This is a genomic window from Fodinibius sp. GM21, assembly GCF_058386955.1.
This window is the reverse complement of sequence record NZ_JBYEIQ010000004.1, coordinates 492896-507977: the sequence shown is the minus strand read 5'-3', so window position 1 is coordinate 507977 and position 15082 is coordinate 492896. Positions and strand designations below refer to the sequence as shown.

Annotated in this window: 9 protein-coding genes; 1 reads left to right on the top strand and 8 read right to left on the bottom strand. The window is 43.4% G+C overall.

Annotated elements, in window-relative coordinates; translation table 11 throughout:
- Positions 1 to 108 precede the first annotated feature (108 nt).
- From ACT3IB_RS12540 to ACT3IB_RS12525, 4 genes are all read right to left on the bottom strand, one after another.
- Complete coding sequence (locus ACT3IB_RS12540) at positions 109 to 963, bottom strand: sigma-70 family RNA polymerase sigma factor (RefSeq protein WP_095607284.1); 855 nt, start codon at positions 961 to 963, stop codon at positions 109 to 111.
- A 184-nt stretch (positions 964 to 1147) separates the two neighbouring features.
- Positions 1148 to 2317: a phosphopentomutase gene (locus ACT3IB_RS12535; RefSeq protein ID WP_491539357.1), complete on the bottom strand. Its 1170-nt coding sequence runs from the start codon at positions 2315 to 2317 to the stop codon at positions 1148 to 1150.
- 5 nt (positions 2318 to 2322) lie between these two features.
- Positions 2323 to 3834 carry a GAF domain-containing protein gene (locus tag ACT3IB_RS12530; RefSeq protein ID WP_491539356.1) on the bottom strand — a complete coding sequence of 504 codons (1512 nt, stop codon included), beginning with the start codon at positions 3832 to 3834 and terminating at the stop codon, positions 2323 to 2325.
- Positions 3835 to 3840: 6 nt separating this feature from the next.
- Positions 3841 to 5637 (bottom strand): M3 family oligoendopeptidase, encoded by a 1797-nt coding sequence (locus tag ACT3IB_RS12525; protein ID WP_491539355.1) that lies wholly within the window; start codon positions 5635 to 5637, stop codon positions 3841 to 3843.
- A gap of 220 nt (positions 5638 to 5857) precedes the next feature.
- On the opposite strand from ACT3IB_RS12525, the gene ACT3IB_RS12520 reads away from it, so the two are divergent.
- Positions 5858 to 9517, top strand: a complete 3660-nt coding sequence (locus tag ACT3IB_RS12520; RefSeq protein WP_491539354.1) for a multifunctional oxoglutarate decarboxylase/oxoglutarate dehydrogenase thiamine pyrophosphate-binding subunit/dihydrolipoyllysine-residue succinyltransferase subunit — start codon at positions 5858 to 5860, stop codon at positions 9515 to 9517.
- A gap of 265 nt (positions 9518 to 9782) precedes the next feature.
- Here the strand turns inward: ACT3IB_RS12520 and ACT3IB_RS12515 are convergent, their stop codons facing one another.
- The 4 genes from ACT3IB_RS12515 to ACT3IB_RS12500 form a co-directional block, all read right to left on the bottom strand.
- A complete protein-coding gene (locus ACT3IB_RS12515) occupies positions 9783 to 11225 on the bottom strand; it encodes a sugar porter family MFS transporter (RefSeq protein ID WP_491539353.1) in 1443 nt (480 codons plus the stop codon).
- A gap of 37 nt (positions 11226 to 11262) precedes the next feature.
- Positions 11263 to 12123: a glycoside hydrolase family 16 protein gene (locus ACT3IB_RS12510; RefSeq protein WP_491539352.1), complete on the bottom strand. Its 861-nt coding sequence runs from the start codon at positions 12121 to 12123 to the stop codon at positions 11263 to 11265.
- 363 nt (positions 12124 to 12486) lie between these two features.
- Positions 12487 to 13377 carry a PKD domain-containing protein gene (locus tag ACT3IB_RS12505; RefSeq protein WP_491539351.1) on the bottom strand — a complete coding sequence of 297 codons (891 nt, stop codon included), beginning with the start codon at positions 13375 to 13377 and terminating at the stop codon, positions 12487 to 12489.
- A gap of 150 nt (positions 13378 to 13527) precedes the next feature.
- Positions 13528 to 15048: a RagB/SusD family nutrient uptake outer membrane protein gene (locus ACT3IB_RS12500; RefSeq protein ID WP_491539350.1), complete on the bottom strand. Its 1521-nt coding sequence runs from the start codon at positions 15046 to 15048 to the stop codon at positions 13528 to 13530.
- Positions 15049 to 15082: the final 34 nt, after the last annotated feature.

The following is a 15082-nucleotide window of genomic DNA, read 5'->3' as shown; positions in this document are numbered from 1 at the left end:
GGCTGGAATAATATTTATTAGTTATCCCTATTCTATCAAAAGTTTAGACAAATAAAAAAGCCCCGAAATTCGGGGCTTTTAATCATTAAATAAGGCTTATGGATTTTGTTATCCTAAATAAGCACGAAGCGCAGCACTTCTGTTATGGTGTCGCAACTTACGAAGTGCTTTCTCTTTAATCTGACGAACACGTTCACGAGTCAAATCAAAACGCTCACCAATTTCTTCAAGCGTTAGCGAGTGTTCGCGACCAATTCCAAAATATAGGCGAATAACTTCTGCCTCACGATTGGTAAGCTTTGAGAGTGCACGCTCAATTTCAACTTTGAGGGATTCACCCATCAGATCGGTATCGGGATCGGGCGTTTCTTCATTTTCAAGCACATCGAGCAGCCGGTTATCTTCACCCTGTGCAAAAGGAGCATCTACAGAAAGGTGTCGGCCGGAAATCTTAAGCGTATCAGCTACTTCCGAAACCGTCATGTCCAAGCTTTCAGCCAGCTCAGCAGCAGAAGGCACACGTTCATACTCCTGCTCCAACTTAGAAAGCTCTTTTCCAATCTTGTTTAGGGCACCCACTCGGTTAAGCGGCAAGCGTACAATTCGGCTCTGCTCTGCAAGTGCCTGTAGAATAGACTGCCGAATCCACCAAACAGCGTATGAAATAAATTTAAAACCACGTGTTTCATCAAAGCGCTTGGCGGCTTTAATCAAACCTAGATTCCCTTCATTAATAAGGTCACCCAGCGAAAGTCCTTGATTTTGATACTGTTTTGCAACAGAAACCACAAAACGAAGGTTTGCTTTTGTTAAATCTTCAAGGGCTTTTTGGCTGCCTTTTTGAATCTCTTTGGCAAGCCTAACCTCGTCTTCGGGAGTGATAAGTTTTTCTTTTCCTATCTCCTGTAAATAGCGGTCGAGAGATTCTGATTCTCGAGTAGAAATACCTGAACTTCTAGCCACGGGATGTGATGGGTTAAATTAGGATTTATTTGCATTGATTTGATCTGCTGCTAAAGATCGCTTCGATATGACAATCAAGTTTAATGGGATAATACAACGACTAAATTGGATGTATGTTGCCTACTATCGATCTCTATAATATAGGACTTTTAAATATTAATTTCGAACCAATTTTAAGCACATTCTACAGCCTGTTTAACATTGATGTACCAGGAAATGTTTCCGAAATCTCAAAAAAATCAGCAGCAGTGCTTGCTATATCACTAAACGTATTACGAGTTCCCAAATTAACGCGTTCCGCCTTTTCAGAAGGACATAATAGTATGGGTACAAACTCTCGGCTGTGATCAGTGCTTTCGGATGTAGGATCGTTACCATGGTCACCCGTTATAATCAATATATCATCCTCATCAAGCTTACTTACAATCGCAGGTATCGCCCGATCAAACTCCTGTAGGCATTCTGCAAATCCTTGCGGGTCAAGGCGGTGACCGTACTTTTGGTCGGTGTCAATTAAGTTCACAAATACAAAACTATCTTTAACTGCTGACATCAGGCTTAGCAGCTGAGAAATACCCTCCGCATTGCTTTTGGTACGACGAAACTGAGTAAAATGATCTTCGTTAAAAAGGTCAACTACCTTACCAATAGAATACGTTTTAATGCCCTGCTGCTGCAATACACTAAGTATATTATGCTCAGGTGGTTCCAGAGAGAAATCATGACGCTTATCAGAAATACGATCAAAACTCCCAGGCTCCCCTGTAAAGGGACGCGCAATAACTCGCCCCACTCCGTGTTCGTCTTGCAGCACTTCTTTGCGTGCAAATTCACACCACTTATATAACGTATCTGTCGGAGTAATATCCACATGGGCGGCAACCTGGAATACACTGTCTGCCGATGTATACACGATAGGATATCCGGTTTGCATATGCTCCTCGCCATAATCAGTGATGACCTCTGTACCCGAATACGGTTTATTTACCAACGCCTTTTCAACCCCGATTCCCTCACAAAACTGGTCAATAACCTCTTGAGGAAAACCATCGGGATACGTTGGAAATGGTCGGTTTAGCTGTATACCTGCAATTTCCCAATGGCCCGTTGTCGAATCCTTTCCGGCCGACTGTTCCCGCATTTTCCCATAGGCACAAATAGGGTCCGATTCTATGGCTACTGATCTGAGTGAAATAATATTGCCAAGGCCCATTCGCTGTGAATTTGGCAGTTTGACTTCCGTTTCTTCACAAAGATGGCCCAGCGTATTTTCTTCTTCGTCTCCATATTCAGACGCATCTTCTTGTGCTCCAACGCCCAAACCATCGATAACAACTACATAGCAATTCCCCATAAATATTATACTGCTTCGTTTTTATTGGATTTGAGTGCCTGTGATAAAGCCGATTTGGCATTTTTTACCACTTGATAGCTATCAGTGTAGTCACTGTCCAATCGTACAAATCCCACTTTTATACCTGTTTCAATATGAATGCCGTTGGAAAGTTCAAACGAACTGTCAAACTTCTTTTTGATAGATTTACTCCAGTTCTTTACCGCATCCTCATCTTTGCTCTGGATCAAAAAGGAATACACATAATCAGAGTTATATCCTAAAATGCCATTATAACCGAACTGACTTGGATTAAAGGATGCAACCAAATCCTTCTGCATCTGATCCAATTGATCCATCCGCAGCTTGGTCCGTAATTCAGGTAAATTCGAAAGCGTTACCAATCCAAACCAAGTTTTTTGCATTCCTGAATCAGAATTGAGACGATATAATTCTGAATTTATAGTTTGCTCCCACAGCTCCGGTAAATAGGCCCCATATTGATTGGCAAATACAGAACCGTCAACATCCAACTTGGGGTTATTTGAGAGCATCTGTAATCCCGCAATACGAACCAGATTTACTAATTTATGCTTTGTAGATTCTTTAAATATGAGGGGATTTTTATCGTATACCAGCACCACTCCCTGTCGCCGATCCTTCATCTTCAATGGAATCGCAAGCGTTGCTCCCTCCGAATGCAGTTCCCGCGGTGAAAGCCGTTTGGGATTGTTGTTAAAATGGATCGCAAACTCTGCGCTTCCTTGCTCAGCAGCCTCATAGGCCAGCGAACGCTCTTCCATCTTCATACCAACAGGCGGTGCATATTTGGCCTCATCAGCGTTCAGCACATTATACCAATTGTCCATCCCCCTGGTGATAAATGAAACCCCTCCGTCATACAAAAATGATTGAATAGTATTCAAGAGCTTCTTTATCAACTCTGTTCGGTGACACCGAACCTCTAATTCCGAAATACAATTCTCGTAATTAATCCATTCGTCCTGCTGCTCATAAAGATCACTGATCTCTAAGTAGGTATTCAATACATTGCGCAACGCATTGATATACGAATAAATAACATCGCTCTTATTCTCTGTAAAGATATGATCTTTGGATTCCAACACCGTTAGGGCTACCGTTTCTCCATTATTTACAAACGGAAGCAACGTAATATATTTGACAGGCACTTCACTGTAGTAATGATTTAGTGCTGAAGCAGGTATATCCTCACCAATCTCTATCGCCGCAGGTTCATCCAGATCCTTGAACTCGTTGAGGAAGTGTTTGTCGAAACTGATCCGATCTTTAAACATCACATTCTCGAAAGCCGTTGATTTTGTCTCCATCACAAACTGCTCCCTCGAACGGTTAACCCAATACATATATACCGTTTCCATTTCGGAAGCACTCTGTAGCAGAAAAATCAGATCATTAAGCACCTGTTTGAATTCACGAAGCGCTTTTTCCTGACGTTTCTGCCCCATTAATTCGGCATTCGATCGCTCCTTATCCCGTGCCGTTTCGTAATTATCCATCCCCTGTTAATTTATCTTTTTTGCCAGTTCTTCTGCCTGTTTGATCATCTCCTCAATAGCCGATAGACCATTATCCCAAAAGTCCGGCTGTGTAATATCTAATCCTAACTTGCCGACAATATTTTCCGGCCAGTCTGATCCACCCGCGCGCAACATCTCAATATATTTATCCGAAAACCCATTTTCTGAACGCGTATATTCTTGATACAGTGCCAATACCAGCAGTTCGCCGAAAGCATAAGCATATACATATCCCGGCGTATGTAAAAAATGTGGAATATAACTCCACCAAAGATTATACTCCTCAGTTAATGTTACTGAATCACCATAAACTGCTTCCTGAGTCTCACGCCATAGTGTTGAGAAATCCCCGGTGGTAAGTTCTCCTTTTTCACGCCGATGGGTATGCATAGCGTGTTCAAACCGGTTCATCGAAACCTGACGAAACACCGTGGCAATAGTATCATCAATTTTACCGATAAGCAGTGCGAGTTTTTCTTTGGGATCGTCGAGCTTTCGCATCAATTTTTGAAAGACCAGCATTTCTCCAAATACAGAGGCTGTTTCAGCTGTAGTCAAAGGAGTATCAGCTTGCAGAGCTCCTTGCTCCCGAGATAAATACTGGTGAACTCCGTGCCCCAGTTCGTGTGCCAGCGTTTGCACATCACGAATCTTACCATCAAAATTCATAAATACATACGGATGCACCGACGGTACAGTACTGGCCGAATACGCCCCGCCACGCTTGCCGGGCTTCATCGCAGCATCGATCCAACTGTTGTCAAAAAACTTTTGGGTTACGGAACCCATCTCTGAATGAAAGTCGGTATACGAATCCAACACCATTTCCTGGGCTTCATCCCACTGGATTTTCTTCTCGCTCTCAAGGATGGGCGCATACCGATCGTAGTCATAGAGCTTTTCATATCCCAAAAGATTACGCTTTAAATCATAAAACCGATGAACAAGATCATAGTTATTCGTAACCGATTCAATCAACACCTCAACGGTTTCATCGTCAATTTCATTAGCCAGATTTCGTGATGAGATCCAGCTATCGTAGTTGCGTAATTTGTCATCGGTATGTTTATCAGCCAGCAGCGTATTAAAAATAAACGTCAACGTACGACTGTGATCCTCGAACGTCTCCGTTAGTGATGCGTGTGCTCGTTTCCGAAGATCACGATCAGGCTCATGGAGCTTGCCCAACACCTCCTGCTGGGTTAACTCTTCGCCATCCAACTCAAAACGGGCCGCCCCCATGGTTTCATCAAAATAACGATTCCACGCACTGCGCCCGGTTACTTTCTTTGCAGATAATACCTGCTCTTCCTTTTCACTCAGCACATGATCTTTGTATCTACGGGATGTTTCGAGATAGTGCTTGTACTCTTGCAACTCATCACTTTCTATCAACTTGCGAGCTTGTTCATCATCCACAGCCAACCATTCCACATCAAAAAACACTAGCATCTGATGAACTTCGGACGTAAGCTCGCTTGCTTCCTGTTTCAGCTTACCGAATTCGGCCTTATTGGTGTTTGTGGACCACATGAGATGGGCGTATGAACCGATCTTTCCGGCCATCTCAATAAGCTCTTCATAATCTTGCAGAGCCTGTTTCATACCTTTTTCATCAAGATCAGCTACGTTTCCCTTGTAAGTTGACGCAAACTCTTTGGCCTGCTCAACGATTTTTTTCTTATCGTTTTCAAGAGCGGAGTCATCAATAGAACTGTAGAGATCAGAAAGATCCCATTGCACATCTTCTGCCCCTGTTTTTTCTTTCACTTTGTCGTTCATAAATTTACTGAAACCTACTTTATCTAATCATTGTTGGGATAACTATCATAAACAGAATAAAATCAAAAATTATCTCTGCTCAAGAATCGTAATTTAATATTACAATGATTAACTTTACGCTTGATTGTTTATGGTTTAAAGAAACCAAAAATAACACTCAATATTAACTCTTGCAGACGTTTATTTCCTAATAATTAAAACAACCCAATAAGACCATATTTTGAAGTCGCTCGAAGCTGTTTTCGGACCTAATTCCGCACTCGTTGAAGAACTGTTTAATCAATATAAAGAAGACCCTTCTTCTGTTCCTAATCACTGGCGCCAGTATTTTGATGAAATTGAAGGCGTAGAACGGGCGGAAGACCTTAAATCGGAGGCACAAAAAGCCGGCAACGGTCCGGCCCCTGCCCAAACTGCTCCATCAAAACCCAAGGAACAAAAAACAACCCAAAAAGCGTCCCAGCCAAAAGAAGATGGCGACGCTGATATTCCTTCCGGAGCAACCCTTGAAAAAATCAAAGGGGTATCCAGCAAGATTGTCGAAAATATGGATGAAAGTCTGGAAGTACCTACAGCTACTTCGGTTCGGTCACTGCCTATGAAGATGCTCATTGAGGATCGGGCTATTATCAACCGGCACCTGAAGCAGCGCAACGAACCCAAGTCTTCATTCACGCACTATATCGCTTGGGCAATTATCAAAGCGCTGGAAGAATATCCCAACATGAATAACTCGTTCATCTACAAAGATGGCGAGCCTCACAAAGTTATTCCAGACCAGGTTAATCTGGGATTAGCTATTGATGTTCAAAACAAGGATGGCTCTCGGAATCTGTTGGTGCCCAACATTAAGGGCGTAGATAAGATGAACTTTAAAGAATTTCTTTATGCCTATTCGGATCTTATTGATAAAGCCCGAAACAGCAATCTTGAAATTTCTGATTTCCAGGGTACAACCCTTACGCTCACGAACCCGGGAATGATTGGAACCGTACAGTCGGTACCGCGTCTGATGAAAACCCAGGGTGCAATTATTGCTACCGGGGCTATCGACTATCCGGCGGAATACCAGTCGATGTCGCAAGAGGTACTCAATAAGCTGGGCATTAGCAAAGTTATGAATGTGACTTCGACATACGATCACCGCGTAATACAAGGAGCCGAGTCGGGAGCATTTCTAAAGAAAGTACACAGCTTACTCAACGGGGAAGAGAGTTTTTACAACGAAATATTTGAGGATCTTGAAATCCCCTATGATCCTCTGCCCTTTGGGGCCGATACCTATGTCGGTCAGCTTGATGGTAGCGGTGCTACGTTGGAACAAAATAAGCGTGCCATTAACGTGATGCGACTCATTAATATGTACCGCACGCGCGGGCACGTTCTTGCCGATCTTGATCCATTAAGCGATGAACCCGGACAGAGTCCGGAACTCGATCTCAGCTATTACGATCTCACGCTTTGGGATCTTGATCGAGAATTTTACTGCGGTGGTCTTGGAGGCAATGAGAAAGCGACACTTCGCGAAATTATTACCTTGCTGCGTGAGACTTATTGTGGCAAGATGGGTGCCGAGTTCATGCATATCCTTGATTTGGAAGAGCGCAAGTGGCTGCGTGAACGCATGGAATCCACAACAAATACGCCTGAACTTACTAAAGATCAGAAAAAGCAGATCTTGCATAAATTAAATCAGGCGATGGCTTTTGAGCAGTTCTTGCATAAGAAGTATATCGGTCACAAGCGTTTTTCTCTGGAAGGTGAAGATACGCTTATTCCAATGATGGATCACATGCTTGAAAAAGCGGGCGAAGACCAAGTTGAAAAAATATTTATGGGTATGGCCCATCGGGGACGCTTAAATATCCTCGTAAATATTATGAATAAGCCCTATCGAAAAGTCTTTGCTGACTTTGAAGGGAACCTCGACCCTGACAGCATTCAAGGATCCGGTGATGTCAAATATCACCTGGGGTCGAAAGGAACTTATGAAACAACGGCCGGTGAAGAAGTTGAAATTGAGTTGATGCCAAATCCAAGTCATCTCGAATCGGTTAACCCCGTTGTTGAAGGAGCCACTCGCGCTACTCAGGATCACGACGGTGAAAACGCCGAAAAGAAAAATCTACCCGTTCTTATACACGGTGATGCTGCGTTTTCCGGTCAAGGGGTTGTTGCTGAAACACTAAATATGTCTCAGCTGGATGCCTATAAAACCGGCGGTACTATCCACATTATCTTAAATAACCAAATTGGATTTACGACCCTCCCCGAAGATGGACGTTCGACAGAATATGCTTCTGATCTTGCCAAGGCTATTTTAGCTCCGATTTTCCACGTTAATGGTGACAATCCCGAAGAAGCCGTACATGCTATGCAGATGGCCTTCGAATATCGCCAGAAATTTGGCAAGGATGTGGTTATCGATTTGATCGGCTTCCGTAAACACGGACATAACGAAGGAGACGAACCTGCTTTCACGCAGCCGGGCATGTACAAAGAAATCGAAAATCATCCTACAGTTCGCGATATCTATACAGAAACACTCTTGGGACGCGGTGAATTTACGGAAGAAGAAATGCAGGAAATCTTTGATGAATTTGACGAACTTCTTCGTGAGGCTTTCGAGGATGCGAAAAATGCCTCTCCCCTTGAGGTTACAGAAGATATGATTGACCGTCATGAGATGACCCAAGACGAATGGCCGGAATTCCCGGATACCACCTATCCTGAAAAAGAACTTAAAGATATTGCCGTAAAATTGAATACGGTTCCCAAAGATTTCGACGCAAACCCTAAGTTGTTAAAACAGCTTGCCAAGCGCGCCGAAACAGTTGAAAAAAATGAGAAGAAAATCGACTGGGGCTTTGCAGAAGCATTGGCATTCGGTTCTCTATTGAAAGATGGCACGACAGTACGACTTACCGGTCAGGATGCAGAACGCGGAACCTTTTCGCACCGCCACGCCATTCTGCATGGCACAGAAACAGATCAACAATTTATTCCACTCAACAATCTTGAGGACGATCAGGCGCCCTTCTATCCATATAACAGTTTGCTCAGTGAATTTGCTGCAGTAGGTTTTGAATTCGGATACAGTGCAGCCAAGCTCGATGCACTCGTTATTTGGGAAGCTCAGTTTGGTGATTTCGCAAATGGGGCACAAGTAATGATGGATCAATATGTATCTGCAAGTGAAGCCAAGTGGGGACAAAATTCATCCCTTGTAATGACCCTGCCCCACGGTTATGAGGGACAGGGACCTGAGCACTCATCAGCACGATTGGAGCGTTATCTACAGCTTTGTGCCGAAGATAACATGCAGGTTGTAAACCTGACTACTCCAGCTCAGTATTTCCACATCTTGCGTAAACAAGCAAAGCAGGATAACAAAAAGCCGTTGATGATCATGTCGCCTAAGAGTTTATTGCGTCACCCGCTGGCAACATCCAAAACTGATGACTTAGCCAAGGGAGAATATCAGCCGTTTATCCCTGATCAGGAAGTAGAAGACGAAAGCAATATTGATCGATTGGTAATCTGTTCCGGTAAGGTCTATTATGATCTGTATAAGCAGCGCCAGGAAGAAGAAATCGATAATGTAGCTATCGCTCGGTTAGAGCAGTTTTATCCTTTCCCTGACTCGGACGTAAGCAATATTCTGGATGAGTACAGCCATGTTGATGATATCGTTTGGTGCCAGGAAGAACCTAAAAACATGGGGGCTTGGACATTTGTCTCAACACGCATCATGCAGCAACTTAAAGACGGCCAGAACCTGCGTTATGTAGGTCGTCAAGCTTCTGCTTCTCCGGCAGCCGGACAAAAGAAAGTTCACAAAGCCGAACAGGAAAAACTTGTCAATGAGGCTTTGAACTAAGCTCTTAAAACGGCTTCGAAAATTTTAGGCATCGCAGCTCATTAGCTGCGATGCCTTTTTAATTTCCATACCCTCATTGCAGAATCTATCTTGTAATAGTTTTTTTGTTGAAAAGCTTCGGTGTAGGCAGGCTTTGCTACAGTATAGGTTTTGGCAACGCGTGCACCTTTTGGCTTAAACCAAAAGGTGCTAAAGGATCAAGGCTATCTAATTCTGAATGTTATCGTATTTTACTGGGTTAATGTCATATAATCCCAAATGATGCTTAATCAGCAATATCTGCCTTAGCTGGTTTTGCCTTCTGGGCTCCACCTCGTGAAATATCTTCCAAACTTAATCCTTTGGTTTCGTCTACAAACTTCTTCACAAAGAAGTATGCAACAACGCCAAAGAACGCATAGATACCGTACGAAATACCAAGTCCAAGATTTGCTAACAATACTGGGAAGCTTATTGTAATAATAAAGTTTGCTCCCCACTGAGCCATTCCACATACGGCAAGTGCAGCACCGCGGTAGTGATTTGGGAACATTTCACCAAGCATAACCCACATAACCGGGCCCCATGAAAAAGCAAAGAAGGCGATATACGTATTGGCAGCCAATAACGCAATAATACCTTGCGTTGGACCTAATGTCACGGAATCTGCTCCACCACTCGGTGCAATACTAAAGACATATGCCATAACGCCGAGCATTACGGCCTGTCCCAATGATCCAATTAATAAAAGTGGTTTTCGTCCTACTTTATCAATCAGCATGATAGCGACAAAAGTAAAGAAAATGTTCACACTACCGCTGATTACGTTTTGTAACAGAGCGTCACCCTCCGTAAATCCTGCTGACTTCCAAAGGGTTGCACCGTAATAAAAAATGACATTGATGCCCGTAAACTGTTGTAGTACAGCTAATCCCAAACCCACCCAAACCAATGGATGTACCTTGCCGCTGTAACTGTCAAAAATATTCCGGAGTTTGGGCTTTATCCCTTCTTGCAGGGTAGACTCTATATCCGCGACTTTTTTTCTGATGTTTATTTTTGGCAGGATTCCTTTAAGTACTTTACCCGCCTCCTCAACTTTTCCAGCCGCCACTAAATACCGTGGAGATTCAGGGATAGCCAACAATGAAAGAAAGAATATAGAAGCAGGAATTATCTCAGCCCAGAACATCCATCTCCAGGTTTGAAATCCCCCCCAAAGAACTTCCGTTGCCCCACCGGATAATCCGGCCAGCCAGTAATTACTCATGAACGCCATGAATAATCCTACCACAATCATCAATTGTTGCAGCGTAGCCAGACGTCCACGCACCTTAGAAGGAGCAATTTCACTTATATAAGCGGGAGCAAGAATACTGGCCGCTCCCATAGCCATCCCTCCGATAATCCGATAAATAATAAATTCCAATGATCCATTTGATATCCCTGATCCCCAGGCACTACAAATAAATGCAAGTGCCGTGGCAATCATCACCGGTTTACGACCAAATTTATCTGCGAGTGTTCCGGCAAAGAAAGCGCCGACCATGCTACCCAGCAGCACGGATGCCACATTAAAACCTGTTCCGGCCGAATCAGAGTCAAAAGCCAATTGAAGGGCGTCTACCGTACCATTGATGACCCCGCTGTCGAAACCGAATAAAAACCCACCAAGTGCCGCTGCTGATGATAATAGAATTACGCGGCTTACATTATAACTTTTACTCATTTGAATTCTATTTTACTTTATTGAGATTTGAAGACCATCATTTTTGATATACATGTACGTAGTCTACTTCCATCGTTTGGGGAAATTGGGTTGTCTCATCCGGATTTCCGGGCCAGTCTCCACCCACGGCAATATTAAGCAGGATAAAAAATGGGGCATCGAATTCACTCATCGCCGTAGATTGGATGCTGAGCGAATAATATTGCACGCCATCAAAATACCACCTAATCTGCTGCTCGTCCCATTCTATTGCATAAGTATGAAAATCCTGCGAGAGCTTTTCGGAGTGCGTTACTGAGCCGCCTTGATAAGTATGCCCATTATCATCCCAGTGTGCCGTTCCATGTAAAATGCTGTCATCTTCACCACCGCCCACCATCTCCAGAATATCAATTTCACCGGTAGCAGGCCACGTTGTACCCTCAAAAATGTTTTTGCCTAGCATCCAAAAAGCAGGCCATATACCTTGCCCTTCCGGCAATTTAATGCGTGCTTCCACACGCCCATATTGCCAATAATGGTCATTTTCATACGTAATCATTCGGGCAGAGGTATAGTTTGCACCTTGATAATTCTCTTCTCGAGCAGTAATCGTTAATACGCCGTCACCAACCCGGGCATTTTCTAATCGGTCGGTGTAATACTGCAGCTCATTATTGCCCCAGCCGTTAGCTCCAATTTCAAAATTCCATTTATCGGGATCAGGGGCGCCCTCATAATTAAACTCCTCGCTCCATACAAGCTCATATTCATTATTGCTGGTACTGGTATCTGGGGGATTTGGCTCTCCTGGACCCGATGTCGTGATTCCTTTATCATCTCCACAAGCTGCTATCGTTAGCACAGACATGATACTGACAATACAAAAGAGAATTTTTCTGTTTAAATAAAAAGCCATGATTCAAAAAATTTAGTTAAAACCTGTTGTTTGTGATCTGACCATTCAAAAACAATTAATGACCAGCTCATTTTTAGTCACAATAATGCTACAGTACCAATACCAAACAATTGGGAAACAATTTCTTCTATCGACCAGGAGTATCACAAGAGTACTACCCGTTCAAAGTTGCTATTTATCCACCCAAAAAATTGTAACCCGCAGGATAAATAACTAATCAGAATCAACCTTTTGGCAGCTCATTAAAACAGAAATGAACATTCGATCAACAACGGTGTTACAGGGTATGCTATGCTGTCTTTCATAAATAAACCCAATAACCGAAAAACCTTTCTTCGGCTATTGGGAGTACCAAATTAAACTTTACTGCGTAGGTGCAAAGATATATCTAAAAGCGAGATTAATGTCATTGTAAATTGCAGCAACGACTAAACGGTCTTGCGTGAGTTCCAATATTTCATATGATATTGAACTTTCAGGAGTAGCAGTAATACCACTGTCTCCTACTTTATAAAGCCCCATATAAGCGCCGTCGCCATTAATATTCAATTGATTTCCGGAAAGTGAGTAGTTAAACGTTCCCGATCCCCAAGCAGAATAATTAGTATTTATAACACTCCAATCGTAGCAACCGGTTTCGCCACTGGATATAATATCACCTGGAAACGGATTAGCACTTCCTTCCGCATCAACCCAGATATCTCCCAAAAGATCTCTGTTCATGGTAAGATCAAGATTAAAGGTATATTCATCATTGAACTGGCAACTACGTCCGGTGATATCAGCTTCTGAATAAGCGAAATACTGGGTGCCAAAGTCCGCTGTTCCAATCCATACAGCTCCGGCTTCAGGACTTAGCGCCCATGTTTTGCCATCACAGCCCGTTAGGAGTTCTAAATCACCCACACAGGCATTTTGAGCTACATTAAGGATACTGCTTGCAGTATCAGAGCCAGCTTCTCCAAAAGCTCTCAGCTTTATATTGTAGTCACCTGCCTGGGAGTAGAAGGCAGTATCAATTTCATTACCTTTTTGCCAACCATTTCCATCATCAATATCCCATTCCCACATAAAAGCACCTTCGGTTGTGCTCTCCAACACATAGGTATTTTCTTGATCAGGTACCTCCGTAACTGTAAATGAAGCATCGGGAGGCGTAGATCCAAGCTCACCACCGTTTGTAGCACTATCATTGCAAGACGAGATGAGCAAACCTCCTATGAGTACCAAAACGAACGTCAATGGCTGTTTCATGATTCTTAAATTTTTAAACTTAAACATAATGGTATATATCTTTCAGATTAATGTTTTGTATACCGATAGCTGTTTCCACAAAATCCTATGGTACATTCCAAGGGTAATATGCATAAACAACTACCGGCTAAACGAATAAGGTTATCTCTGTTATTCATAACCATCGTTTTGTTCAAGAGCTGAGTTATTGAGTGACTCCAATGGAATAGGCAATACTTCGTGAACACCTTCCACAAACCCTTCATCAGCCAATACGTCTGCCGCCCGGCCGGTACGCACCAGATTAAACCAGCGGTGCCCTTCGGTAGCCAGCTCCAACCACATTTCTCGATAAATGTTATCAAGGGTGGCAGGTACCGTTCCCAAGCCCACTCGGTCACGAACATCATTGAGCAACGATTGAGCTCGAGCATCACCAGCACCATTCAGCCGAACGAGCGCTTCGGCCTCAAGCAGATAGGTGCCTGCAAGACGAACTTCTATGTAATTATTGGGATAATTAAGTTCAATGACCCCGCTTTGTGCTGTGTATTCTTGCAAAGGGGCAAACTTCTCAACAAAGTACCCCGTATCTTCATAGCCTGGCTCGTAACTGGCTGTTCCTTGGTCTGCCATGCTTCCAATATCAGCAACAGTATAGTCCAAACGTGGGTCGCCCTGGAGTGCATCCACTAATTTAGTTGTGATAGGATTAAAACCATACCCACTATTGTACGTGGGTCCGCTATAACCACGGGCACCAACAAACTGCACATACACATTACCATGAATATTTCCACTGCCAAAAAATCCCCAATCAACTTGTCCTTCCTCCGTATGGGTAATTTCAAAAATGGACTCCGAATGGAATTTATTATCCGGACTGAATATATCAGGATAATTATCGAGTAAGTCGTATGACGTAGAGGTATTCACTTGGTTGAGCAGATCTGCAGCTCGCTGCATCTTCGCCTGATCTTCACCATCTCCTACTTCCCACATCAGCGATTTTGCCAAAAATGCCCGTGCTGCACCCTTTGTAGCACGTCCAGCTTCGTTTGACGGAAGTGGGGCTGTAGGCAAGTCACCAATCGCAGCAGATAAATCTGCATCAATCTGAGCATATACATCTTCAGGCGGCGCCTGCTCTTGTTGATAAATCTCGCTGGTCTCAAGTGGTTCTGTAATCAACGGAACATTGCGGAAAAGGCGAACTAACCATAAGTAGTAGTAGCCACGCAAAAACCGGGCTTCTGCAACGTATCGGGCTTTCGTTGCTTCATCCATCCCTTGAACACCGTCTATTCTTTGCAGCAATAAGTTTGCACGATTAATACCGGTGTAACTTCTGCTCCAATAGCCTGCTTGTGGTCCCACAGCACCACTTAGATCGTAGTTGTTCCAAGCTTGCCATGGTGTTACATCATTGGGTCCCCCACCACCGGCATTCATACCGTCCGAAGCACTGTTAAGCGGTCCGAGAATATTTATATAGGTGCCATCAGGTCCGCCCGTTTGCCACCCAATAGGATTGTATGCAGCCACTAATGCTGCAAATGCCTCGTCAGGAGTCTGATAATAATTCGACTCTAACTGCTGTCCCTTAGGCTCCACGTCCAAGACGTTATCACAGGAGGCAAAGGAAACGATTACAGCCAAACACATAAGATATGTAAGTAAACTTTTCATCATTTTCACCAATTATTGTGTTGTTTAAATTTGTCTG

What these genes read in the sequence shown, in the direction of transcription:
- ACT3IB_RS12535 (WP_491539357.1), bottom strand. Translation starts at nt 2,317, where the DNA reads ATGGGGAATTGCTATGTAGTTGTTATCGATGGTTTGGGCGTTGGAGCA.
- ACT3IB_RS12500 (WP_491539350.1), bottom strand. Translation starts at nt 15,048, where the DNA reads ATGATGAAAAGTTTACTTACATATCTTATGTGTTTGGCTGTAATCGTT.
- ACT3IB_RS12515 (WP_491539353.1), bottom strand. Translation starts at nt 11,225, where the DNA reads ATGAGTAAAAGTTATAATGTAAGCCGCGTAATTCTATTATCATCAGCA.
- ACT3IB_RS12505 (WP_491539351.1), bottom strand. Translation starts at nt 13,377, where the DNA reads ATGAAACAGCCATTGACGTTCGTTTTGGTACTCATAGGAGGTTTGCTC.
- ACT3IB_RS12525 (WP_491539355.1), bottom strand. Translation starts at nt 5,637, where the DNA reads ATGAACGACAAAGTGAAAGAAAAAACAGGGGCAGAAGATGTGCAATGG.
- ACT3IB_RS12530 (WP_491539356.1), bottom strand. Translation starts at nt 3,834, where the DNA reads ATGGATAATTACGAAACGGCACGGGATAAGGAGCGATCGAATGCCGAA.
- ACT3IB_RS12510 (WP_491539352.1), bottom strand. Translation starts at nt 12,123, where the DNA reads ATGGCTTTTTATTTAAACAGAAAAATTCTCTTTTGTATTGTCAGTATC.